Genomic DNA, 23,320 nt, shown 5'->3' with positions numbered 1-23,320 from the left:
GCGGCGGGCGGGGCGCGACGCCCGCGGACGCGGCGGGGCCGCCAGGCCTGCCCCGCCACGTCCGGATCGCTCAGCGGCTGTCCGAGCCGGCCGTCTCCACCGCCGCCCGACCCGCCTCCAGCCGGGCCACCGGCACCCGGAACGGCGAGCAGGACACGTAGTCCAGCCCGACGGAGTGGAAGAAGTGCACGGAGTCCGGGTCGCCGCCGTGCTCGCCGCAGACGCCGAGCTTCAGCCCGGGCCGGGCCGCCCGGCCCTCCTCGGCGGCGATCCGGACCAGCCGGCCGACACCCTCCCGGTCGATCGACTCGAACGGCGAGATGCCGAAGATCCCCAGCTCCAGGTAGCGCCAGAAGAACGCGCCCTCCACGTCGTCCCGGGAGAAGCCCCAGCCCATCTGGGTGAGGTCGTTGGTGCCGAAGGAGAAGAACTCGGCCGCCTCGGCGATCTGCCCGGCGGTCAGCGCCGCCCGCGGCACCTCGATCATCGTGCCGATCAGCACCTCGACCCCGCTGTCACCGACCACCTCGGCGATGATCTTCTCGGCCTCGGCGCGGACGGTCTCCAGCTCCTGCACGGCCCCGACCAGCGGCACCATGATCTCCGGCTTGGCCGCCACGCCGGCGCGGGCGCACTCGACGGCCGCCTCCGCGATCGCCCGGACCTGCATCGCGAACAGGCCGGGGATGACCAGGCCGAGGCGGACGCCGCGCAGCCCGAGCATCGGGTTCTGCTCGTGCATCCGGCGCACCGCGGCGAGCAGCGCCTCCTCCTTGGCCACGTCCTCGCCGCGCTCCTGGGCGACCGCCACGTTGACCGCGAGCTGTTCCAACGGAGGCAGGAACTCGTGCAGCGGCGGGTCGATCAGCCGGACGGTCACCGGGAGACCGTCCATCGCCCGGAAGATCTCCACGAAGTCGGCTCGCTGCATCGGCAGCAGCGCCCCGAGCGCCGCCTCCCGCTCGGCGTCCGTGCGGGCCAGGATCAGGTGTTCGACCAGCTCCCGCCGGTCGCCGAGGAACATGTGCTCGGTGCGGCACAGGCCGATGCCACCGGCGCCGAAGCGCCGGGCCCGGGCCGCGTCGTCCGCCGTGTCGGCGTTCGTCCGGACCGCCAGCCGCCGCCGCTGGTCGGCGTGCGTCATGATCCGGTGTACGGCCCGGACGAGCGCGTCGTCGGTCCGCTCCGCGTCGAGGGTGCCCTCGAAGTACTGCACCACCTCGGACGGCATGACCGGCACCTCGCCGAGGTAGACCTTGCCGGTGGTGCCGTCGATGGAGACGACGTCGCCTTCGGTGACGGTCCGCCCGGCGACGGTGAACTTCCGCTGCGGCACGTTGACGTCCAGCTCGTCCGCGCCGGAGACGCAGGTCTTGCCCATTCCCCGGGCCACCACCGCGGCGTGGCTGGTCTTGCCGCCCCGGGAGGTGAGGATGCCCTTGGCCGCGATCATGCCGTTCAGGTCGTCGGGGTTGGTCTCCCGGCGCACCAGGATCACCGACTCCCCCTCGGCGGCCAGCTCGACCGCCCGGTCGGAGCTGAAGACCACCTTGCCCGACGCCGCGCCCGGCGAGGCGCCGATGCCCTTGGCCACCGGCTCGAACTCGTGGTCGAGCCGGAACCGCGGGAACATCAGCTGGGCGAGCTGCGCGCCGTTCACCCGGTGAAGCGCCTCGTCGAGGTCGATCAGGCCCTCGTCGACGAGCTGGCCGGCGATGACGAAGGCCGCCGCCGCGGTGCGCTTCCCGACCCGGGTCTGGAGCATCCAGAGCTTGCCCCGCTCGATGGTGAACTCGATGTCGCAGAGGTCCTTGTAGTGCTCCTCCAGCCGGGCCATGTAGCTGAGCAGCTCGTCGTACGACGTCTTGTCGATCCGCTCCAGCTCCTGCAGCGGCACGGTGTTGCGGATGCCGGCGACCACGTCCTCGCCCTGCGCGTTGGCCAGGTAGTCGCCGTAGATGCCCTGCGAGCCGCTGGCCGGGTCCCGGGTGAAGGCGACGCCGGTGCCGGAGTCCGGGCCGAGGTTGCCGAAGACCATCGCCACCACGTTGACCGCCGTGCCGAGTTCGGCCGGGATCCGCTCCTGGCGACGGTAGACCACGGCCCGCTCGGCGTTCCACGACTCGAAGACCGCCCGGATCGCCAGGTCGAGCTGTTCCCGCGGGTCCTGCGGGAAGTCCCGCCCGGTGTGCTTGAGGAAGATCCTCTTGTACGCGTCGACCAGCCCGCGCAGGTCGTCGGCGTCGAGATCCAGGTCGTTGGTGGTGCCCTTGGCGCGCTTGGCGTCGTCCAGCGCGTGCTCGAACTCCTCGCCCGGGACCTCGCAGACGGTCTTGCCGAACATCTGGATCAGCCGCCGGTAGGAGTCCCAGGCGAAGCGGTCCGCGCCGTCGGAGCCGGCCCGGTCGGCCGAGGCGCCCGCCTGTCGCGCGAGTCCGACGACGCTGCGGTCGTTCAGCCCCACGTTCAGGACGGTCTCCATCATGCCGGGCATGGAGAACTTGGCGCCGGACCGGACGGACACCAGCAGGGGGTCGTCCGGGTCGCCGAGCGGCCGGCCCATCTCCCGTTCCAGCGACCGCAGGTGAGCGGCGATCTGGTCGGCGAGCCCGGCGGGCTCCTCACCGGTGGCGAGATACGCCTTGCAGGCCTCGGTGGTGATGGTGAAGCCGGGGGGAACCGGAAGGCCGAGGTTGGTCATCTCGGCCAGGTTGGCCCCTTTGCCGCCGAGCAGGTCCTTCAGGTCCTTGTTGCCCTCGGCGAAGTCGTAGACGTACTTGTGTTCCGCCGTCTCTTGCGCTGCCACCAGAGCCTCCCACGCGCGCCGGTCCGACACTTAACGAAGGTTCAGTTGCTCACATACCCCCGGGTGGACCGCCGGTAATCCACGATCCACGCCGATCGGTGGGCGAAGGTTAAGCGAACATCGAGTGACCTGGGACCGTTCGGTGACAATAGGCACAGCTATCACGACTATCCGCGTTCGTACCGGTTTTTGGGAACGCTTCCACGCGCACGATCACGCAATCCGGCGTTCCGCCGTACCCTTGACGGCACGCGTTTCGGTGAACTTCACCTTTGCCATAACCGCCGCAAATACACCCCCCGGAGCCGCCGCCGTGTCGACCCTCCCCTCCGCCGCCGACCCGCGCCCGCCGGCCGCCGCCGAGCCGGACCGACTGCCGCTGCGCGAGCCGGCCGCCGGCGAGCTGGCGTGCGCCGCCGAAGGCGACGCCGCCGAGCTGACGGGCGCCGCCGAACGTCCCGTCGGCGAACTGGCGCGGACCGCCGAAAGCGACGCCGCCGAGTTGGCGCGTACCGCCGAGCGTGCCGCCGGCGACCTGCTCGCCCCGGCCGCCCCGGTCCGCCTCGGCGACGTCGTGCCGGCGCCCGAGCAGGTCCGACCCGACCCCGACGCCGACCACGTGCTGACCCCCGACACGGTGATTCGCGTCAGCGGCGACCCCGCGGCGCTGGCCGTCGCCGAACAGTTGGCCGCGCTGCTGCGCCCGGCCACCGGGTATCCACTGCCGGTCACCGACACCGCGCGCCCGGAGGCGGCCGGCGGCATCGCGCTGGCGCTGCTCGACGACGACACGCTCGGGCCGGAGGGCTACCGCCTCGACGTGACCCGGAGCGGGGTGCGGATCGCCGCGGCCGGGCCGGCCGGGCTGCTGCACGGCGTGCAGACCCTGCGCCAACTGCTCCCGGCGGCGATCGAGAGCCGCGCCCCGGTCGCCGCGCGCTGGGTGCTGCCCGGCGGGTCGATCGTCGACCGGCCCCGGTTCCCGTACCGGGGCGCGATGCTCGACGTGGCCCGGCACTTCTTCACCGTCCCCGACGTGCTCCGGGTGATCGATCACCTGTCCCGGTACAAGCTCAACCACCTGCATCTGCACCTCACCGACGACCAGGGCTGGCGGATCGCGGTCGACTCGTGGCCGCGGCTGGCCACGGTGGGCGGGACGACCGAGGTCGGCGGCGGCCCGGGCGGCCACTACACCGCGGCCGACTACCGACGGATCGTCCGCTACGCGGCCGCCCGGCACATCACGGTCGTCCCCGAGATCGACCTGCCCGGGCACACGAACGCCGCGCTCGTGGCGTACCCGGAGCTGGCACCGGACGGCGTCGCACCGCCGCCCTACACCGGCACCGAGGTCGGCTTCAGCTACGTCGACCCGGCCAGCGAGCGGACGTACGACTTCATCGCCGACGTGCTCGGCGAGGTGGCCGCGCACACTCCCGGCCCGTGGCTGCACATCGGCGGCGACGAGGCGTTCAAGGTGAAGGGCGAGGCGTACACCGGCTTCGTCGAACGGGTGCAGCGGATCGTCGCGGCCACCGGCAAGACGGTCGTCGGATGGCATCAGATCGCCCCGGCCGAGCATCGGGACGGACGGGTGCTCCAGTGGTGGGGCACCAACGGCGACGACCCGGCCACCGCCGACGCCGTACGCCGCGGCGCCCGGCTCATTCTCTCCCCCGGCAACCACGCCTACCTGGACATGAAGTACGCCCCGGACACCCCGATCGGGCACGACTGGGCCGGCCTGATCGACGTGCGGCGCGCGTACGAGTGGGATCCGGGCAGCCACGTGACGGACGTACCGGCCGAGGCCGTCCTGGGCGTGGAGGCGCCGCTCTGGACCGAGTCGGTGACGACGCTGCCGGACATCGAGTTCCTGCTCCTCCCCCGGCTGCCCGCCGTCGCCGAGTTGGGCTGGTCGCCCCGGTCGACGCACGACTGGGCGGGCTTCCGCGACCGGCTCGCCGGTCACGGCCCCCGCTGGACCACCGCCGGCATCACCTTCCATCCGGCACCGGAGGTGCCCTGGGCCCACCCGGCACCGGAGGCGCCCTGGCCCACCCAGCCGGCCAGCGACCCGACCACACCGGCCGCGGAGCCGGCCACCGGGGTCGCCGCGGCCAGCGCTCCCACGATCCCCACCCAGCCGACGCCGGACAACGCACCCGATCCCGCCTGACCAGCCCGATGCCCGCCGCGCGCGCCGGCGGCCGTCGCTGTCGCGGTGTCCCAGTTGTCCGACACCGCGACATCCACGGCTGTCGCAGCCGCCCATCCGGAACGAGACCGCCAGGGGCGGTGGCCGGTTCCGGGGCCGTGCGCAGGGCAGGACCGTCGTGCCCCCGAGCCTTTAGAGCTGATGTCGTCAACGAATCAGGCGGCAGAGGCTCAGGCCTGAACGGCTCAGGCCCGGACCGATCAGGCCCGGACCGACCAGGCCCGGACGTCAGGGCCCGAACCGACCAGGCCCGGACGTCAGGGCCCGAACCGACCAGGCCCGGACGTCAGGGCCCGAACCGACCAGGCCCGGACGTCAGGGCCCGAACCGATCATGCCCGGACGAGTCAGGCCCGGACGTCAGGCCCGGACGAGTCAGGCCGGGATGGACCAGGCCCCGATGTAGTAAACGACCCAGCTCTAAAGGACGCGCGCTCCTCCCCGCGGGCACGGGCACCGGACGCACGCAGGACACCCGGCATGCAGCGAGCACTGAGGTGTCGCAGCCACGCCACGCCTCACCGCAGCGCGGAGCGGGGCGGGGTGGGGTGGGGTGGGGTGGGGTGATCGACTCCGTGTCGCCGATATGGCGGCATCCAGATGGCGGGGATGCCGCGTTTGGGGCCCCACGGAGTCGATCATCCCGCACGCGCCAGTCGAACCCTTCTCCCGGAGCCGGAGCGCCGCTCCCGAGGAGCCGGAGCGGGGTACGGCCGACGGGTCGACGGGCCGGCGTGGGGCGGGTTGGCTGGTGTGTTGATCAAGAGGTTCGCGTCAGCAAGCCCGGCTCGGGCGACGCAAATCTCTTGATCACCGGCCGGGGCGGGTGGGCGCGGATGGGCGGGCGGGCGCGGATGGGCGGGCTGTCCGGTTCTCGGGGTGGCCGGGTGGGTGCGGTGTCCGGGTTTGGGGTCGGGTGTGGCGTGGCCGGGGCCACTCCGGTGGCGGAATCATGCCCGGGCCCCGGTCGTTGAACATGACATGCCGCGCGGCCCCCCGGCCGCCGGCCCCGGAAAGAACGACCCCCTTCCAGGGCCCGGGAATCACCGACCCACCCCGGTCGTTGACTCCCTGCGACACCACGGCCCCGGGCCACCCCGCCCGACCGGCCGGAATGATCGGCCGCCCCGGGTCGTTGACATCCCCCGGCGCCGCAGCCCCGAGGCACCACCCCCAAGGCCGCGACCGCCACCGGCCACCGCGCCGGAATGACCGGGCCGCCCCGGTCGTTGACCTCCCCCGGAGACGCCCGAGCAGGCCCCGCCGCCAGGCGCACCTCCACCCCCCTCACTCTTTGGCACACACCCGCCCCCCGGCGGTATGTGCCGGGCACCCCCGAACAGAGAGGCACACATCATGCGTACCGATCTGATCCGCAAGACCGCCCTGACCGCCGTCGGGTTCGCCGCCGCCACCGGCGGCATCGCCGGCCCCGCCATCGCCGCCCACGCCGCCGACGCCAAGCCCGCCGCGGCCCAGGTCCAGACCGACCGCAAGAACCACAACGGCGAGCGTGAACTCAACGTCCGCTACGAGGCCCAGCCGAACTTCTACTACTGCGGCCCCGCCGCCACCCGCAACGCCCTGTCCGTCCAGGGCAAGAACATCGACGTCGACGCCATGGCCAAGGAAATGGGCACCACCGAAGCCGGCACCAACAGCATCAACGACATCACCCCGGTCCTGAACAAGGAAACCGGTAACAACGCCTACCACAGCGTCGAGATCAGCAGCACCAAGGCCGACGACAAGCAGACCGACAAGCTGCGCGACGACATCGTCCGCACCGTCGACGACGGCCGCGCCGTGGTCGCCAACATCGCCGGCACCACCACCGACACCGACGGCAACACCCACTCCTTCGAGGGCGGCCACTACATCAGCGTCATCGGCTACCGCGACGGCGGCAACACCGTCACCATCGCCGACAGCGCCGACCCGAACATGGCCTCCTACCGCATCAGCGTCGACCACCTGGCCGACTGGATCGCCACCCGCGGCTACTCCACCAGCTGACCGGAGCAGCCACACGGACCGAAGGGCCGGCCCCCACAAGGGGCCGGCCCTTCAGCGTCCATCCACACACCACCAAGGGCCGACCCCACCCAGGGCCGGCCCTTCGTCGTCCATCCACACACGAAAGGGCCGCCCCCAGCCAGGGGCGGCCCCTCTTCGTCTCGCGGTCAGCCGCCGGAGTCCGCGAGCTCCGCGCCCTCGGGGACGGAGTCGTCGTCCCGGCTCGCCAGCCAACCGTCGGGCAGGAAGACCTTGCCCGGGGAGTTGGTGCGGCCGCGCGGCTGGCCCAGGGTGGCCACCGGGAAGGGCTCGGTCGGGTCGAGCTTGCCGAGCAGGTCGTCCAGCTGGGCCAGGCTCTCGATCATCGCCAGCTCCCGGCGCAGCTCCCCGCCGATCGGGAAGCCCTTGAGGTACCAGGCCACATGCTTGCGGAAGTCGGTGCAGCCGTCCCGCTCGCCCCGCGCGGGCGTGCTCGACCCCGCGCTGAACTGCTCGACCAGCAGCTCGGCATGCCGGCGCATGGTGCTGGCGACCTCGCCGAGGCTGGGCAGCCGCCGTTCCGGTCGGCCGTTGAACGCGGCCTCCAGGTCGGCGAAGAGCCACGGCCGGCCGAGGCAGCCCCGACCGACCACCACCCCGTCCGCGCCGGTGTGCGCCACCATCCGCAGCGCGTCGTCGGCCTCCCAGATGTCGCCGTTGCCCAGCACCGGCACGTCGAGCGCCTGCTTCAGGGTGGCGATCGAGTCCCAGTCGGCGGTGCCCGAGTAGCGCTGTGCGGCCGTACGCCCGTGCAGGGCCACCGCGGCCACCCCGGCGTCCTGGGCGGCGAGGCCCGCCTCGACGTACGTCAGGTGGTCGTCGTCGATGCCCTTGCGCAACTTGACCGTGACCGGCACCCCGGCGGGTGACGCGGCGTCCACCGCGGCCCTGACCAGTCGGGCGAAGAGCCGGCGCCGCCACGGCAGCGCCGCGCCGCCGCCCTTGCGGGTCACCTTGGGCACCGGGCAGCCGAAGTTCAGGTCGATGTGGTCGGCCAGGTCCCGCTCGACCACGATCCGGACGGCGGCGGCGGTGGTCTCCGGGTCGGTGCCGTAGAGCTGGAGGCTGCGCGGCTGCTCGTTCTCGCCGAAGGCGATCATCCGCAGCGTCTTCGGGTTCCGTTCCACCAGCGCGACGGTGGTGATCATCTCGCAGACGTAGATGCCGCCACCCTGCTCCCGGCAGAGCTGCCGGAAACCGACATTGGTGATGCCGGCCATCGGGGCGAGAACCACCGGCGGCCACACCTCGTGCCGCCCGAGCGTGAGCGGGCGCAGGCGGGGAAGGGTCGGGGCGGTCACCCGCCAAGTGTACGGGGCCCCGGCCGACGCTCTTCCGCGCCGGCCGGGGCCCCGTGCAGCTCAGCAGCCCGGCAGGCGCTCGATGAGGTAGCGCTCGACCTGGTCCAGGGAGATCCGCTCCTGGGCCATGGTGTCCCGGTTGCGTACGGTCACCGCGTTGTCGTCCAGGGTGTCGAAGTCGACCGTCACGCAGAACGGCGTGCCGATCTCGTCCTGCCGGCGGTAGCGGCGGCCGATCGCCTGCGAGTCGTCGAACTCCACCACCCAGCGCTTACGCAGCGTGGCCGCCAGCTCCTTGGCCTTCGGCGAGAGCGCCTCGTTGCGGGACAGCGGCAGCACCGCGACCTTCACCGGCGCCAGGCGCGGGTCGAACCGCATGACGGTGCGCTTGTCCACGCCGCCCTTGGTGTTCGGCGCCTCGTCCTCGTCGTACGCCTCCAGCAGGAAGGCGAGCACCGCGCGGGTCAGACCGGCGGCCGGCTCGATGACGTACGGCATCCAGCGCTCCTGCTTGGTCTGGTCGAAGTACGACAGGTCGACGCCGGAGTGCTTGCTGTGCGTGGAGAGGTCGAAGTCGGTCCGGTTCGCGATGCCCTCCAGCTCGGCGAACTCGGTGCCGCCGAACTGGAAGCGGTACTCGATGTCCACGGTCCGCTTCGAGTAGTGCGACAGCTTCTCCTTGGGGTGCTCGAAGAAGCGCAGGTTGTCCGGCGACAGGCCCAGGTCGAGGTACCAGTTCCAGCGCTCCTGGAGCCAGTACTCGTGCCACTGCTCGTCGGTGCCCGGCTCGACGAAGAACTCCATCTCCATCTGCTCGAACTCGCGGGTCCGGAAGATGAAGTTGCCCGGAGTGATCTCGTTGCGGAACGACTTGCCGGTCTGCGCGATGCCGAACGGTGGCTTCTTGCGGGCGACCGTCTCGACGTTCTTGTAGTTGACGAAGATGCCCTGGGCGGTCTCCGGGCGCAGGTAGTGCAGCCCCTCGTCGCTCTCCACCGGGCCGAGGTAGGTCTTCATCAGGCCGTTGAACATCTTCGGCTCGGTGAAGGTGCCCTTGTTGCCGCAGTTCGGGCAGCTCAGCTCGGACAGCGAGGTCGGCGGCCGGCCGTGCTTGGCCTCGTACGCCTCCTCGAGGTGGTCGGCGCGGAACCGCTTGTGGCAGAACTGGCACTCGGTGAGCGGATCGACGAACTCGGCGATGTGGCCGGAGGCCTCCCAGACCTGGCGGGCCAGGATGACCGCCGAGTCCAGGCCGACGACGTCGTCGCGCTGCTGGACCATGGTCTTCCACCACTGCCGGCGGACGTTCTCCTTGAGCTCCACGCCGAGCGGACCGTAGTCCCACGCCGACCGGGTGCCCCCGTAGATCTCGCTGGAGGGGAAGACGAAGCCTCGGCGCTTGGCGAGGCTGACGACGGCGTCGATACGGTCGGCTGGCATGTTTCCTCCTACGCCGGCTGGCGGTCGGCGGGGGCGATAGGGACGGGACGAGCAGTTCGGGACAACGGTACGACTCGCTGGACCCCGGGCCCAGCAGAATACCGGGGCCGGGTCAGCTGACCCCGCAGACCTCCATGCCGCCGGTCTGCTGGTCCTGGCCGAGGATGACCTGCTGCCGCTCCCGCTGGCCGCCCTCCAGGGTGACGTCCACCGGCACGGTGAGGTTGTTGGTGTCCACCTCGCCGACCCGGAACGCGGACACCTGCGGCTCCGCGGCCGCCCGCTGCTCGAAGTCCGCCCGCGACTCGCGGCGCTTCGCGTCGTCGCAGAGCTGGTCGTACGCGTCGCCGTAGTTCCGGTCGACGAGCGCCTGGTAGTAGTCGGCGGAGACCGTCCGGCCCTGCTCGCGGACCGCCTGCACGCCGCTCACCGCGAGCCCGATCACGGCGGCGCCGCCACCGCCGCAGCAGAGCACCACGGCGAGCGCGCCGACCCCGAGCCCCAGCCAGAGCCGGGCGCGCCGCCCCTCGCTGGGCGGCGCGGCGAACGGCGGCGAGACCCCGGGGCCCGGCGGTGGGGTGGGCGGACCCGGCGGCTGGCCGCCGTCCTGCCCGGGCGGCGCGGGATGCGGCGGTGGGGCGGCCGGGCCGGGAGCGGTCATAGGAGCAGGGTAGTGCCCGTGGGCTCAGCGGTAAGGACCAGCGGCCCGATCACTTGCGGTCACCACGACCGCGCCGCCCGGCGCGACGCTGGCCAGCGCCTCGTACGCGGACGGCTCGTCGACCGACTGGGCGAGCAGCGGGACGCCGGTCACCTTGACCTCGAAGCCGCCCAGCGCCCGCCGGTAGGCGCCGACCGACTCCCACTCGGTGACCAGGCACCAGTGCCGCGGGTCGTCGAGGGCCCGGACCAACTGGCCGCGCAGGTAGCCGGGGCGGGCGGCGAGCGCGGTGAGGGCGGCGTGGGCCCGCTCGGTGAAGTCGTCCGCGACATCGACCTCGACCACGAACCGGTTGGTCACCAGCACCGGGTTCCTCCTCGTAGAGTCTGTGGGATGCAGCGTACGCAGAGCCCCCTGCTGGCCCGGCTGGCCCGGGCGAATCCGACGGCGGTGTTCCTGGCCACCCTGGCACTGGTGCTGGTGGCGCTGTTCACACCCGGCCCGGTCGGCGGCGTGCTGCTGCTGGCACTGGCCGCGGCCCTGGTCGCGCTCCTGGCCACCACCTGGCCGGTACAGGCGCCGCAGACTCGGCTCATCCGGCTGCTGATGCTGACGCTGCTGGTGGCGGTGGCCCTGGTGAAGCTGCTCTGACATGCAATCATGCGTTTTTGACAATCATTATCGTTACGGCGGACAGTTGACGCCATGAACAACCGCTCCACTCCGCGCGTCCTGGCCGCCGTCACCACCGCCCTGCTCACCCTGGGCGGGGCCGCCGCCTGTTCCACCGACGGCGCGGCCGGTGCCGACCCGCAGCGGGTCGACGTGGTGGCCGCCTTCTACCCCCTCCAGTTCATCGCCGAGCGGGTCGGCGGGGACGCCGTCCGGGTGACCAACCTGGTCAAGCCGGGCGCCGAGCCGCACGACCTGGAACTCAACCCGGGCCAGGTCGGCGACATCAGCCAGGCCGAGCTGATCGTCTACCTCAAGGGCTTCCAGCCCGCGGTGGACGAGGCGGTCGCGCAGAACGCGAACGACCGGGCCTTCGACGTCACGACGGTCCAGCCGCTGCGGGACGCCGCCGCCGGTGGCCACGAGCACGAGGGCGAGGCCGAGCCGGCCGACCACGAGGAGTCCACCGGGGGCAAGGACCCGCACCTCTGGCTCGACCCGACCCGGCTCGCCACCGTCGCCGACCAACTCGCCGACCGGTTGGGCAAGGCCGACCCCGACCGGGCGGCCGACTACACCGCGCGCGCCAAGGCGCTGCACGCCGACCTGGCGACGCTGGACACCGAGTTCGCCGACGGCCTCAAGGCCTGCGAGCGCCGGGAGATCGTGACCAGCCACACCGCCTTCGGCTACCTGGCCGAGCGCTACGGGCTGGAGCAGGTCGGGATCACCGGGCTGACCCCGGAGACCGAGCCCTCGCCGCAGCGGCTGGCCGAGGTGGCCGGGGAGGCGCGGGAGCACAAGGCCACGACGATCTTCTTCGAGACGCTGGTCAGCCCGAAGGTCGCCGAGACCATCGCCGGCGAGGTCGGCGCGAAGACCGCGGTGCTGGATCCGATCGAGGGACTGTCCGCTGACAACGGCGGGGACTACCTTTCGGTGATGCGTACCAACCTGCAGACGCTGCGAACGGCGCTGAGCTGCTCGTGAACCCACCGGTGATCACCGTCGAGCACGGGGCGGTCGGCTACGACAGCCGTCCCGTGCTCCGTGACGTATCCCTCACCGTGACCGCCGGCGAGGTGGTCGCGGTGCTCGGCGCGAACGGCTCCGGCAAGTCCACCCTGATCCGGGCGGTGCTCGGCCTGGTGCCGCTGACCGCGGGGTCGGTCAGTCTCTTCGGCCGCCCGCTGCGCCGGTTCCGGCAGTGGGAGCGGGTGGGGTACGTCCCGCAGCGGCTGGGCGCCGGCGGCGGCGTGCCGGCCACCGTCCGGGAGGTGGTGGCCTCCGGCCGGCTCGCCCGGCGGGGGATCCTCCGCCCGCCCGGCGCCGCCGACCGGGCCGCGGTCGACACGGCGCTGCGCGCGGTCGGGCTCGCCGACCGCGCCGCCGACCCGGTCGCCACCCTCTCCGGCGGTCAGCAGCAGCGCACCCTGATCGCCCGGGCCCTGGCCGGCCAGCCGGAGCTGCTGGTGCTGGACGAGCCGACCGCCGGGGTGGACGCCGTCAGCCAGGACGCGTTCGCCGGCGCGCTGCGCGAGTTCGTCACGGGCGGCGGGACGGTGCTGCTCGTCGCGCACGAGCTGGGCCCGCTGCGCCCGTTGATCGACCGCGCGATCGTCGTCCACGCCGGCGGGATCTGTCACGACGGCCCGGTGCCGGACCCGGCCGGCCACCACGCCGAGCCCGACCACGACCACGTGCATCCGCACTGTCCCGACGAGCCCGTCGGTCTCTGGAGCAACTGAGCATGGAACTCTTCCAGTACCCGTACATGCAGCGTGCCCTGATCGCGGCGCTGGTCATCGGGCTCGCCGCCCCGGCGCTCGGCATCTACCTGGTGCAGCGTCGGCTGGCACTGATCGGCGACGGGATCGGGCACGTGGCGCTGACCGGCGTCGGCGCCGGCCTGCTGCTCAACCGCTCCCCCGTGCTCGTCGCGGTGATCGTGGCGAGCCTCGGGGCGATCGCCATCGAGCTGGTCCGCTCCCGCGGGCGGACCTCCGGGGACCTGGCGCTGGCGCTGCTCTTCTACGGCGGCATCGCCGGCGGCGTGATGCTGGTCGGGCTCTCCGACAGCACCCCGGCCAACCTCGTGGCGTACCTGTTCGGGTCGCTCATCACCATCTCGCCGCCCGATCTGATCACGATCGTGGTGCTCGGCGTGGCGATCCTGGTGCTGATGCTCGCGCTGCGGCCGGCGCTCTTCGCGGTCTCCCACGACGAGGAGTACGCCCGGGTGTCCGGCCTGCCGGTGCGCACGCTGAACATGCTGATCGCGGTCACCACCGCGGTCACCGTGACCATCGCCATGCGGGCGGTCGGCGTGCTGCTGATCAGCGCGCTGATGGTGGTGCCGGTGGCCGCCGCCCAGCAGGTCGCCCGCGGCTTCCTGGGCACGATGACGGCGGCGATGGCGCTCGGGCTCTTCGCCGCCGGATCGGGCGTGTGGGTGGCGGCCAACGCCGACACCGCCCCGGGCGCCTCGGTGGTGCTGATGGCGATCGCGTCGTTCCTGGTGGTCGCGCTGGCCGCCGGGGCGTGGCGGATGCTGCGCCGGCGTGCGGCGACGCCGGCCTCGGCACCGGACCCAGAACCGCACGAGGTGGTGCTCCACTGATGCTGATCACCGCGGGGCCGGCGGTATTGGTTACCGTTACAGGGTGAGCGACGGATCCGGCTACGACGTCTTCGAGGGTGCCGGCGAGCTGTTGCGTGCCCTGTCGGCGCCGATCCGGCTGGCGATCGTCAGCGAGTTGGCCGGCGGAGAACGGTGCGTGCACGAGCTGGTCGAGAAGCTCGGCGCGGCGCAGCCGCTGGTGTCGCAGCACCTGCGGGTGCTGCGCGGCGCCGGTGTGGTACGCGGCTCCCGCCGGGGGCGGGAGATCGCCTACACCCTGGTCGACGAGCACGTCGCGCACATCGTGGCGGACGCGGTCAGTCACGCCGGGGAGGGGTCATGAGGCAGCGACCGGTCGGAGGGGGCACGTCGTGAGCGAGAGCGGCACCGCCGTCCGCAACACCCGTCAGCGCAGCGCGGTCAGCGCCCTGCTCGGCGAGGTCGAGGGTTTCCACAGCGCGCAGGACCTGCACGCGATGCTCCGCGCCCGTGGCGAGCGGGTCGGCCTGACCACGGTCTACCGCACGCTGCAGGGCCTGGCCGACGCCGGCGAGATCGACGTGATGCGCCCGCCCGGCGGTGAGCACCTCTACCGCCGGTGCAGCGAGGGACACCACCACCACCTGGTCTGCCGAGCCTGCGGGCGGACCGTGGAGGTGGCCGGGCCCGCCGTGGAGAGCTGGGCCGAGCGGGTCGCCGCGCAGCACGGCTACGCCGACGTCAGCCACACCCTGGAGATCTTCGGCACCTGCCGGGCCTGCGTCCACTGACACCCGCCGCGCCGCCGGCCCGGTGACGTACGCCGGCCGGGCGGGCGGGTGCCTGCGAGCGCCATCCGTGGGACGCTGTCCGGCGTGAAGATCTACGCCGATCGTTTCCCGACCGCCGCCCGTCAGTTCCTCACCGACCTGCTCGTCGTCGCCTGGGTCTACGGGGCGATCCGCTTCGCGATGTGGCTGCACGACCTGGTCCAGAAGCTCGCCGTCCCCGGGCAGAAGCTGGAGGGAGCCGGTGGCGGACTCGCCGACAACCTGGCCGAGGCCGGCGGCAAGGTCGGCCGGGTGCCGCTGGTCGGCGACGAACTCACCGCGCCGTTCGAGCGCGCGGCCGGCGCCGCCCGGGCGCTGGCCGAGGCCGGCCGCGACCAGCAGCAGCTGGTCGACCAACTTGCCCTCGCCCTCACCGTCGCGGTGCTGATCTTCCCGCTCGGCCTGGTGCTCGTCGGTTGGCTGCCGCTGCGGCTGCGCTGGATGCGCCGCGCCGGCTCGGCCGCGAAGCTGGCCGCCGCGCCCGCCGGCCGTGACCTGCTCGCCCTGCGGGCGCTCGCCACCCAGCCGCTGGGCCGGCTGACCCGGATCGCGCCGGACGTGGCCGAGGCGTGGCGGCGCGGCGACGACGCCACCGTCGACGCCCTCGCCACGCTGGAGCTGCGCCGACTCGGTCTGCGCGACGGCCGCTAAGGTCGTCGGGTGTTCTACTTCCTGCTCGTCATCGCCGTGCTGCTGCTCGGCTACGCCGCCGTCCTGGTCAGCTTCGTCCGCAAGGACCGCAAGATCCCGCCCGCGGCGTACCTGGGCCTGGCGGCACTCAACGGGCTGATCCTCGCGGCGATCCTGGCCTGGGCGATCGCCCGCTGACCGGCCCGCGACTGCCGCCGGTGCGGGCGGCGGGCGGCGATGACGCCGATTCACCAACCCCACGCACCGGCGCTGTCCGCCCCGCCCGGCCCCCCGCCGGGCGACTGCTCACCGCGGCGGCGGGATGCGGCGACGGACGTCGGACGCGGTGGACGGGCCGGGCGACCAGGGCGCCACCCAGGGGGCGTCCGCCGGCGGGGTGATCACACCGTCCTCCAGGGCCGCGTACCGGCCGGCGAGGATGCGCTTGGCGGCCGCGACATCGACCGGGTCGGTGTTGTCCCACAGCGCGGTGAAGAGCGCGTCGACCCGGACCCGGGCCTGCCGGCAGAACAGGTCGGCCAGCTCGACGTTCTCCGGACGGCTGTCCCGCTCGGCGTGCGCCCGGACGCAGACCGCGGCCATCGCGAACAGTTCCGCCCCGATGTCCACCACCCGGCCCAGGAACGCCTGCTTGCGCTCCATCTTTCCCTGCCAGCGGGACATCGCGTAGAAGGTCGACCGGGCCAGCTTGCGCGAGGCGCGCTCCACCTGCCGCAGGTGACCGGCGAGCCGCCCGAACTCGCCGTACGCCCCGGGGGCCTGGCCCCGCCCCACGGCGAGCGTGGGCAGCCACTTCGCGTAGAAGACGCCGGCCCGGGCTCCCGCCTTCGCCTTACGGCCGAGGCCGGCGTCGGGGTCGATGATGTCGCCCGCGACCGAGAGGTGCGCGTCGACCGCCTCCCGGGCGATCAGCAGGTGCATGATCTCCGTCGAGCCTTCGAAGATCCGGTTGATCCGCAGGTCGCGCAGCAACTGCTCGACGGCGGCGGGCCGCTCACCCCGCGCGGTCAGCGACTCCGCCGTCTCGTAGCCGCGGCCGCCCCGGATCTGGATCAGGTCGTCGGCGATCCGCCAGGCCATCTCGCTGGCGTAGAGCTTGACCAGGGCCGCCTCGATCCGGATGTCGTTGCGGTCGTCGTCGGCGAGCAGGCAGCACAGGTCCAGCATGGTCTCCATGCCGTACGTGGTCGCGGCGATGAACGACAGCTTCTGCGCGACCGCCTCGTGCTCGCCGACCGGCCGGCCCCACTGCACACGGTCGGCCGCCCACTCCCGGGCCACGTTGAGCGACCACTTGCCCGCGCCGACACACATCGCCGGCAACGACAGCCGGCCGGTGTTCAGCGTGGTCAGCGCGATCTTCAGACCCTTGCCCTCGCCGCCGATGACGTTCTCCCTGGGAACGACGACGTCGTGGAACCGGGTGACGCTGTTCTCCAGGCCACGCAGGCCGAGGAAGCCGTTGCGCCGCTCGACGGTGATGCCGTCGGCATCGCCCTCGACGACGAAGGCGGTGATTCCCCCGCGGCGCCCCTCGGCGGCCGGCACCCGCGCCATCACCACGAGCAGTGTCGCGACCGTCCCGTTGGTCGCCCAGAGCTTCACCCCGTTGAGCCGGTAGCCGGTGCCGTCCTCGGTCGGCTCGGCGGTGGTGGCGAGCCGGGCCGGGTCGGAGCCGACGTCCGGCTCGGTGAGCAGGAACGCGGAGACCTCGCCCGCGGCCAGCCGCGGCAGGAAGCGTTGCTTCTGCTCGGCGGTGCCGAACATCTTGAGCGGCTGCGGCACGCCGATCGACTGGTGCGCCGAGAGCAGCGCGCCGATCGCCGGACTGATCGAGCCGGCCAGCATCAGCGCCCGGCAGTACTGGAGGTTGCTGAGCCCGAGCCCGCCGTACGAGCGGTCGATCTTCATACCGAACGCGCCGAGGCGGGCCAGCCCCTGGAACACCTCGTCAGGAATATGCGCGTCGCGCTCGATCGCCGCGCCGTCGACCTCTGCGATGAGGAAGGCCCGCAGCCGGTCGAGGAACTCCTCCGCCCGGGCGTCCTCGGCCGGGTCGGACCGGGGCCAGGGGTCGATCAGGTCGAGCCGGAACCGGCCGAGGAAGAGTTCCTTGCCGAAGCTGGGACGGTCCCAGGCGGACTCCCGGGCCGCCTCGGCGACCTGGCGGGCCTCCTTCTCGGACACCTGCCCCGCCTCGCCGGGCAGTGGGGCGGCCATGCCGCCGCTCGTGTCGGGCCGCTCCGGGACGGCGCCGGACTCCTCCGGCACGGGTCGGCTGTTCTGCGTCGTGGTCACGGCTGCCCCCTCGAACCTCGGTCCGCTGCGTCAACGTGCTCGACACAAGCAACGCTACCCCCGGGTGTTACCCAGGGGTAGCGTTGCGTGAAGATCGAGTTTCGGCGATCGCCGGGGTCAGTCGCCGGCGAGCGTACGAGGATTGTCGTCCTCGTCGTCGATGTCGTCGTCCCCCCAGCCGCGGCGGGCGAACGGCAGCACCATCCAGAAGGTGAGGAACCAGACCGCGGTCAGCGCGCTGAGCACGAACGCGATCGGGCGGTCGAGCACGAAGTCCGTGATCAGCAGCACCGCGCTGACCATGGAGATCAGCATGAAGGCGAGCCCGCCGCTGGCCATCCGGTGCGCGAACCGCACCAGCTCCGGCTTGCGTCCCTGGCGGAACAGCGCCCGGTGGAACGCCACCGGCGAAATGATCAACGCGGTGGCGGCCGCCGCGGCGAGCAGCGAGACGATGTAGACGTCCTTCTGGAACGGACTGGTCCTGGTGAAGCCGTTGCTGAACGGGAGGGTCAGCAGGAACGCGAAGAGGATCTGCACGCCGGTCTGCGCCACCCGCAACTCCTGGAGCAGGTCCGCGAAGTTGCGCTGCCAGCGTTGCTTCTCGGTTTCCTTCGACACGCGTTACCTCCGCTCAGACGCTACTGCCGGCGGCCCCGGCCGCCGGCAGCAACGCCAATGCCCGATCACGCGGCGCGTGAAACCGACTCACGAAGGGGCGGGGCTTCGCCCGACCGTGCTCAGGAACCGCGGCGGATCCGGCCGGCGTACCGGGCCTCCAGGGCGTTGTTGTGCTCGTCGCCGCCGGCGATGTTCGCCGACAGGTAGACCGGCGGCTGCTCCCCCGCGGCGAGCAGCCGCGCCACCACCTCCACGGTGATCTGCTGCGCGAGCAGCGCCGCCGTGATCGAGGAGACCGCGCCGACCGCCCCGCCGCCGGGCAGCGGCAGCGTCGCGTCGCCGTACGGCGCGCCGTTGTCGAGCACCACGTCGGCGACGTCGGCCAGCTTCCGGCCCGACGGATGCCGGGACGTCATCCGGCCGGAGTGCTGCGCCGAGGTGATCGCCACGAGTCCGTGACCGCGCTCCTTGACCAGGGTGGCGAACTCCACGATCGCGCCGTTCACACCGGAGTTCGAGGCCACCACGAAGACGTCCTGCGGCCGGACCGGCGCCAGCTCGTACAGGCGGTGCGCGACCGTGGGGTCCCGCTCCAGGGTCGGCCCGAGCAGGTCGACCGGGGCACCGCCGAGCAGCACCAGGTCCCGCAGCGCGATCTTGTTGGTGGGCACCAGCCCGCCGGCCCGGCCGGCGATCTCCATCGACAACGCCTCGGAGTGCCCGGTGCCGAACGCGTGCACCACCCCGTCGGCGCGGATCGCGTCGGCGAGCAGGTCCGCGGCCCGGCCGACCGCCTCCCGCTGGCTCGCGGCCACCCGGTTCATCGTCTCGGTCACCGTCGCCAGGTAGCTCTCGGCGCTCAGCGTCATCTCTCCTCCATCTCCTGCGTACCTCCGACCGAGGGCGACCCGCACCGGCCGCCCGTCGATCCGCTCGTACCGCCTGCCGGTCGACCCGGCCTGGCGACCCGCACCGGCCGCCGGTCGGCTCAGGCCCCGGCCCGGACCTGGGCCAGGATCGCCTCGGCCAGCGCCGCCGGCGCCTCGTCCGGGATCCAGTGGCTCACCCCGGGCAGCTCGACGAAGCGGTAGTCCCCGGTCACGTGGGCGGCGCAGGCCTCCGCGGCGGTCCGGCCGATCGCGACGTCCCGGTCGCTCCAGACGTACGTGGTGGGCACGGTCACCGGGCCGACGGCCTTCATGTCGGCTCCCGACATCGCCCGGTACCAGTTGAGCGCGCCGGTCAGCGCGCCCGGCTCCCGCATCGGGCCGGCGTACCGGGCCACCCGGGCGGCGTCGCCCACGCCGGAGAGCAGCCGCCGGAGAGCGGCGGCGTTCAGCGCCAGCAGCACCGTCTCCGCCTTGCCGCCCGACTGGCGGAACAGCGCGATGTACGACGAGCGGGCCTTCTGCCGCACGTCGTGCGCCAGGGCGTAGCCGAAGGCGGCCGGGTGCGACACGGAGACCGCGGTGAGCGTGCGGACCCGCGCCGGGTGGTGCGCGGCGAGGCCCCAGGCGACCACGGCGCCCCAGTCGTGGCCGACCACGTGCGCGGCGTCGACGCCGAGCGCGTCGAGCACCGCCGCCGCGTCGGCCACCAGCTCGGGCAGCCGGTAGGCCGCCACCTCGGTGGGCCGGGCATCCGGGGCGTAGCCACGCTGGTCGAGCGCGTAGGTGCGCAGGCCGGCGGCGTGCAGCGCGGGCACCACGTCGTCCCACTCCCCGCCGTGCTGCGGGAAGCCGTGCAGCAGCAGCACGGGCGGGCCGTCCCCCGGACCGCCGGCGCGGACGTCGAACGTGAATCCCCGGGCGTCGATCCGCATGATCCGCAGCCTACCCAGGTCGGCCGGCGTCGCCGCGCCCCTGCCCGCGGTGCTAGCGTCTCCGGAACAACTTCACATCCGACAGGGGAGCGCACAGCGCTGAGAGTGCGGGCACGCCCGCAGACCCTCGAACCTGATCTGGGTAATGCCAGCGCAGGGAGTTCGGTCGACCTCCAGCCGCGCCGCCGTCCGGTCCCACCGGGCGCGGCGTGCGTCTTCTCCTGGTTCCTCCACAGGACTGGGAGCATGCACATGAACCACACCGACACGAACCGGTGGCGCACGATCGACATCGTCGTCGCCTCGGTCATCGCGGTCGCCTTCGGCGTCATCTTCTGGGCCTGGGGCCTGGTCTGGAGCGCCACCGAGGCGGCGTTCGCCTTCTTCCCGCCGGCGCAGACGCTGATCTACGGCGTCTGGCTGGTGCCGGCCGTGCTGGGTGGCCTGGTCATCCGCAAGCCGGGTGCCGCCCTCTACTGCGAGACGATCGCCGCGATCCTCTCCGCGCTGCTGGGTAGTCAGTGGGCGAGCATCGTGATCCTCCAGGGGCTCATGCAGGGCATCGGCGCCGAGTTGGCCTTCGCGGCGTTCCGCTACCGCTCGTTCCGGCTGCCGACCGCGCTGCTGGCCGGGGCGCTCACCGGTGTCAGCGCCGCGATCTTCGACTTCGTCTACTGGAACAAGGCGTACGACCTGGTCGACTACCGCATCCCGTACGCGCTGCTCACCATCGTCAGCGCGACCGTGGTGGCCGGCGCCGGCGCCTGGGCGCTGACCCGCGCGCTGGCCGACACCGGGGTCCTGGACCGCTTCCCCGCCGGCCGCGAACGCGCCGCCATCTAACCGCCCCACCCAGCCACACACTGACCAGGTTGATCATGAGGTTTGCGGCGAGAACGATCACCAGGAGCGCCGCAAACCTCATGATCAACAGGTGGGGTCGGTACGGCGCAGAGAGGGAAGGGGGTGCGGTGCGGTGGCGGCGGTGACGCTGCGCGGGTTCGGGTGGCGGCACGCCGGGCGGAAACGCTGGGCGGTCCGCGGCGTGGACCTGCGCGTCGAGAGCGGCGAACGGGTGCTGCTGCTCGGCCCCTCCGGGGCCGGCAAGAGCACCCTGCTGGCCGCGCTCGCCGGGCTGCTGCCGGAGGACTCCGGCGAGCAGGAGGGCACCGTCGAGATCGACGGGCTGGACCCGCGCAAGGGCCGGGAACGCGTCGGCGTCGTCTTCCAGGACCCGGAGACCCAGCTCGTGATGGCCCGCAGCGGCGACGACGTCGCGTTCGGGCTGGAGAACCGGGGCGTGCCGACCGGGGAGATCTGGCCCCGCGTCGACGAGGCGCTGCGCCGGGTCGGCTTCCCGTACCACCGGGACCGGCCCACCGCGGCGCTCTCCGGTGGCGAACAGCAACGGCTCGCCCTGGCCGGGGTGCTCGCCCTGCGACCCGGGTTGCTGCTGCTCGACGAGCCGACCGCCAACCTCGACCCGGCCGGCGGCGCGCTGGTCCGCTCCGCCGTCGCCGGGGCGCTCGACGCCGACACCACGCTGATCCTGGTCGAGCACCGGGTGGCCGAGGCCCTGCCACTGGTCGAGCGGGTGGTGGTGCTCGAAGCGGGCGGCGGCGTACGCGCGGACGGCACTCCGGAGGCGGTCTTCGGCGCCCACGGCGACGCGCTCGCCGCGGACGGGGTGTGGGTGCCCGGCCGTATCGTGCCGCCCCGCCGCGCCACGGCGGCCCCGGGCGACCTGCTGCTCGCCGCCGAGCGGCTCGGCCTGCCGGCCCGGCTGGCCCCGACCGACCTGACCGTACGCGCCGGCGAGGCCCTCGCCGTGCTCGGCCCGAACGGCGCCGGCAAGTCCACGCTGGCGCTGCTGCTCGGCGGGCTGCTGCGTCCGGGCGGTGGCGCGGTGACCGCGAGCGTCGAGCTGGCCGGCCGGGACGCGGGCACTCCCCCGCACCGCTGGCGCGCCCCGGCGCTGGCCGGCCGGATCGGCTCGGTCTTCCAGGACCCGGAGCACCAGTTCGTCACGAGCTCCGTCTTCGACGAGCTGGCCCTCGGCCCGCGCCGCGCCGGCCGCCCCGAGCCAGCGGTCCGGTCCACGGTGGCCGACCTGCTGGAGCGGCTGCGGCTGACCGCGCTCGCCGGCGCCAACCCGTACACCCTCTCCGGCGGCGAGGCGCGGCGGCTCAGCGTGGCGACGGCCCTGGCCACCGCTCCCCGGCTGCTGGTCTGCGACGAGCCCACGTTCGGTCAGGACCGGCGGACCTGGCTGGAGCTGGTAGACCTGTTCGCCGAGCTGCGCGACGCCGGGCACGGGCTGGTCACGGTGACCCACGACCCGGAGTTCGTCGCCGCGCTGGCCGACCGCCAGCTCACCCTGGAGCGACCGTGATCAGCATCGAGCCGGTCGCCGCACCGCGCGCGCCGCTGGCCCGGCGCAACCCGGTGGCCAAGCTGGCCGCGGCGATGGTCTTCTCGTTCATCCTGGTCGCCACGCTGGATCCGGTGGCGCCGGCGATCGCCCTCGTGGTCGAGTTGGCACTGCTGCCCCTGTTCGGCGTGCGCTACCGGGTGCTGGCCCGGCGGGCGTGGCCGTTGCTCGTCAGCGCGGTCGGCATCGTGGTCACCCTGGTGCTCTTCGCCGCGGAGCGATCCGGCCGGGTGCTGGTCGAGGCCGGCCCGGCCGTGGTCACCTCGGGGGTGCTGCTCACCGCGCTCGGCCTCGTGCTGCGGATGTTCGCGGTGGCGCTGCCCGGGGTGATCGTGTTCGCCACCACCGACCCGACCGACCTCGCCGACGCGCTGATCCAGAACGCGAAGGCACCGGCCCGGTTCGCCATCGGTGCGCTGGCGGCGTTCCGGCTGGTGCCGCTGCTGGGCCAGGAGTGGCAGATGATCACCATGGCCCGCCGGGCCCGCGGGGTGGAGGCGGGACGCAACCCGCTGGCGAAGCTGCGGCTCTTCGTCTCGACCTCGTTCACACTGCTGGTCGGGGCGATCCGGCGGGGAACGCGGCTGGCGGTGGCGATGGACGCCCGGGGCTTCGACGGCGGCACCCCGCGTACGGTGGCCCGCCGGCAGCGGTTCACCACCGCGGACGCGCTCCTGGTGGCCGGCGCCGCGGCCCTGGCCGGCGCCGCCCTCGCCACCAGCATCGTCCTCGGCACCTTCCGCCCGCTGCTCGGCTGAACGGCCCGTGCCCCGGGCCCGCGCCGGCCTGCGCGCGGGGCCCGCGCGCGTTTCGGCACGCGCCGGAGAGCCACGTCCGTCCAATATGTCCGGCGCCCGTGGCGCCCGCGTCCGCCCGCGGTGTGCCCTGAGCAGGGGCGCAGCCGACGCGGAAA

Annotated in this window: 21 protein-coding genes, 1 pseudogene and 1 riboswitch; of the genes and pseudogenes, 13 read left to right on the top strand and 9 right to left on the bottom strand. The window is 73.1% G+C overall.

Annotation, left to right across the window (positions count from 1 at the left end; all coding sequences use genetic code 11):
* Positions 1-70: 70 nt before the first annotated feature.
* Positions 71-2,806, bottom strand: a complete 2,736-nt coding sequence (gene ppdK, locus O7603_RS28270; protein ID WP_281572770.1) for a pyruvate, phosphate dikinase — start codon at positions 2,804-2,806, stop codon at positions 71-73.
* A gap of 436 nt (positions 2,807-3,242) precedes the next feature.
* Here ppdK and O7603_RS28265 point away from each other — a divergent pair.
* A pseudogene (locus O7603_RS28265) lies at positions 3,243-4,838 on the top strand (beta-N-acetylhexosaminidase); the annotation flags it as partial.
* 1,544 nt (positions 4,839-6,382) lie between these two features.
* Positions 6,383-7,042, top strand: a complete 660-nt coding sequence (locus tag O7603_RS28260; RefSeq protein WP_281572769.1) for a C39 family peptidase — start codon at positions 6,383-6,385, stop codon at positions 7,040-7,042.
* A gap of 167 nt (positions 7,043-7,209) precedes the next feature.
* Here O7603_RS28260 and dusB read toward each other — a convergent pair whose 3' ends face one another.
* The 4 genes from dusB to O7603_RS28240 form a co-directional block, all read right to left on the bottom strand.
* On the bottom strand, positions 7,210-8,382 hold the full coding sequence (gene dusB, locus O7603_RS28255; RefSeq protein WP_281572768.1) for a tRNA dihydrouridine synthase DusB: 1,173 nt from the start codon (positions 8,380-8,382) through the stop codon (positions 7,210-7,212).
* Between the two features lie 60 nt (positions 8,383-8,442).
* Positions 8,443-9,822 (bottom strand): glycine--tRNA ligase, encoded by a 1,380-nt coding sequence (locus O7603_RS28250; protein ID WP_281572767.1) that lies wholly within the window; start codon positions 9,820-9,822, stop codon positions 8,443-8,445.
* Positions 9,823-9,934: 112 nt separating this feature from the next.
* A complete protein-coding gene (locus tag O7603_RS28245; protein WP_281572766.1) occupies positions 9,935-10,483 on the bottom strand; it encodes a hypothetical protein in 549 nt (182 codons plus the stop codon).
* Positions 10,484-10,507: 24 nt separating this feature from the next.
* Positions 10,508-10,849, bottom strand: coding sequence for an antibiotic biosynthesis monooxygenase family protein (locus O7603_RS28240; protein WP_281572765.1), 342 nt, complete (start codon positions 10,847-10,849; stop codon positions 10,508-10,510).
* Positions 10,850-10,876: 27 nt separating this feature from the next.
* On the opposite strand from O7603_RS28240, the gene O7603_RS28235 reads away from it, so the two are divergent.
* From O7603_RS28235 to O7603_RS28200, 8 genes are all read left to right on the top strand, one after another.
* Positions 10,877-11,134 carry a DUF6703 family protein gene (locus O7603_RS28235; RefSeq protein WP_281572764.1) on the top strand — a complete coding sequence of 86 codons (258 nt, stop codon included), beginning with the start codon at positions 10,877-10,879 and terminating at the stop codon, positions 11,132-11,134.
* A gap of 54 nt (positions 11,135-11,188) precedes the next feature.
* Complete coding sequence (locus tag O7603_RS28230; RefSeq protein WP_281572763.1) at positions 11,189-12,145, top strand: metal ABC transporter substrate-binding protein; 957 nt, start codon at positions 11,189-11,191, stop codon at positions 12,143-12,145.
* A complete protein-coding gene (locus tag O7603_RS28225; protein ID WP_281572762.1) occupies positions 12,142-12,903 on the top strand; it encodes a metal ABC transporter ATP-binding protein in 762 nt (253 codons plus the stop codon). The genes O7603_RS28230 and O7603_RS28225 overlap by 4 nt, the downstream gene beginning before the upstream one ends.
* 2 nt (positions 12,904-12,905) lie before the next feature.
* Positions 12,906-13,775 (top strand): metal ABC transporter permease, encoded by an 870-nt coding sequence (locus tag O7603_RS28220; RefSeq protein ID WP_281572761.1) that lies wholly within the window; start codon positions 12,906-12,908, stop codon positions 13,773-13,775.
* A gap of 43 nt (positions 13,776-13,818) precedes the next feature.
* Positions 13,819-14,118, top strand: a complete 300-nt coding sequence (locus O7603_RS28215) for a metalloregulator ArsR/SmtB family transcription factor (protein WP_281572760.1) — start codon at positions 13,819-13,821, stop codon at positions 14,116-14,118.
* 28 nt (positions 14,119-14,146) lie between these two features.
* A complete protein-coding gene (locus O7603_RS28210; protein ID WP_281572759.1) occupies positions 14,147-14,545 on the top strand; it encodes a transcriptional repressor in 399 nt (132 codons plus the stop codon).
* An 84-nt stretch (positions 14,546-14,629) separates the two neighbouring features.
* Positions 14,630-15,235 (top strand): hypothetical protein, encoded by a 606-nt coding sequence (locus O7603_RS28205; protein WP_281572758.1) that lies wholly within the window; start codon positions 14,630-14,632, stop codon positions 15,233-15,235.
* A gap of 9 nt (positions 15,236-15,244) precedes the next feature.
* Entirely contained in the window at positions 15,245-15,412 is a 168-nt protein-coding gene (locus O7603_RS28200) for a hypothetical protein (RefSeq protein ID WP_281572757.1), read from the top strand.
* A 108-nt stretch (positions 15,413-15,520) separates the two neighbouring features.
* On the opposite strand, the gene O7603_RS28195 is transcribed toward O7603_RS28200, so the two are convergent.
* From O7603_RS28195 to O7603_RS28180, 4 genes are all read right to left on the bottom strand, one after another.
* Entirely contained in the window at positions 15,521-17,533 is a 2,013-nt protein-coding gene (locus O7603_RS28195) for an acyl-CoA dehydrogenase family protein (protein ID WP_281572756.1), read from the bottom strand.
* A 117-nt stretch (positions 17,534-17,650) separates the two neighbouring features.
* Entirely contained in the window at positions 17,651-18,154 is a 504-nt protein-coding gene (locus tag O7603_RS28190; RefSeq protein WP_281572755.1) for a DUF6328 family protein, read from the bottom strand.
* Between the two features lie 119 nt (positions 18,155-18,273).
* Entirely contained in the window at positions 18,274-19,023 is a 750-nt protein-coding gene (locus O7603_RS28185) for an SIS domain-containing protein (protein ID WP_281572754.1), read from the bottom strand.
* Between the two features lie 119 nt (positions 19,024-19,142).
* Complete coding sequence (locus O7603_RS28180) at positions 19,143-19,976, bottom strand: alpha/beta hydrolase (protein WP_281572753.1); 834 nt, start codon at positions 19,974-19,976, stop codon at positions 19,143-19,145.
* A gap of 73 nt (positions 19,977-20,049) precedes the next feature.
* Positions 20,050-20,154: riboswitch (TPP riboswitch) on the top strand.
* 74 nt (positions 20,155-20,228) lie between these two features.
* Here O7603_RS28180 and O7603_RS28175 point away from each other — a divergent pair.
* The 3 genes from O7603_RS28175 (at position 20,229) to O7603_RS28165 (ending at position 23,165) form a co-directional block, all read left to right on the top strand.
* Entirely contained in the window at positions 20,229-20,819 is a 591-nt protein-coding gene (locus O7603_RS28175) for an ECF transporter S component (protein ID WP_281572752.1), read from the top strand.
* 133 nt (positions 20,820-20,952) lie between these two features.
* A complete protein-coding gene (locus tag O7603_RS28170) occupies positions 20,953-22,368 on the top strand; it encodes an ABC transporter ATP-binding protein (RefSeq protein ID WP_281572751.1) in 1,416 nt (471 codons plus the stop codon).
* Complete coding sequence (locus tag O7603_RS28165) at positions 22,365-23,165, top strand: energy-coupling factor transporter transmembrane component T (protein WP_281572750.1); 801 nt, start codon at positions 22,365-22,367, stop codon at positions 23,163-23,165. Before O7603_RS28170 ends, O7603_RS28165 begins: the two co-directional genes overlap by 4 nt.
* Positions 23,166-23,320: the final 155 nt, after the last annotated feature.

The sequence above is a fragment of the Micromonospora sp. WMMD812 genome (assembly GCF_027497215.1).
Classification (GTDB): Bacteria; Actinomycetota; Actinomycetes; order Mycobacteriales; family Micromonosporaceae; genus Micromonospora.
This window is presented reverse-complemented; position numbering and strand designations above follow the sequence as displayed.

Bases quoted from the DNA above. Each gene is read 5' to 3' on its own strand.
- O7603_RS28260 (WP_281572769.1), top strand. From the start codon at position 6,383: ATGCGTACCGATCTGATCCGCAAGACCGCCCTGACCGCCGTCGGGTTC.
- O7603_RS28250 (WP_281572767.1), bottom strand. From the start codon at position 9,822: ATGCCAGCCGACCGTATCGACGCCGTCGTCAGCCTCGCCAAGCGCCGA.
- O7603_RS28245 (WP_281572766.1), bottom strand. From the start codon at position 10,483: ATGACCGCTCCCGGCCCGGCCGCCCCACCGCCGCATCCCGCGCCGCCC.
- O7603_RS28235 (WP_281572764.1), top strand. From the start codon at position 10,877: ATGCAGCGTACGCAGAGCCCCCTGCTGGCCCGGCTGGCCCGGGCGAAT.
- O7603_RS28230 (WP_281572763.1), top strand. From the start codon at position 11,189: ATGAACAACCGCTCCACTCCGCGCGTCCTGGCCGCCGTCACCACCGCC.
- O7603_RS28220 (WP_281572761.1), top strand. From the start codon at position 12,906: ATGGAACTCTTCCAGTACCCGTACATGCAGCGTGCCCTGATCGCGGCG.
- O7603_RS28185 (WP_281572754.1), bottom strand. From the start codon at position 19,023: ATGACGCTGAGCGCCGAGAGCTACCTGGCGACGGTGACCGAGACGATG.
- O7603_RS28180 (WP_281572753.1), bottom strand. From the start codon at position 19,976: ATGCGGATCGACGCCCGGGGATTCACGTTCGACGTCCGCGCCGGCGGT.
- O7603_RS28175 (WP_281572752.1), top strand. From the start codon at position 20,229: ATGAACCACACCGACACGAACCGGTGGCGCACGATCGACATCGTCGTC.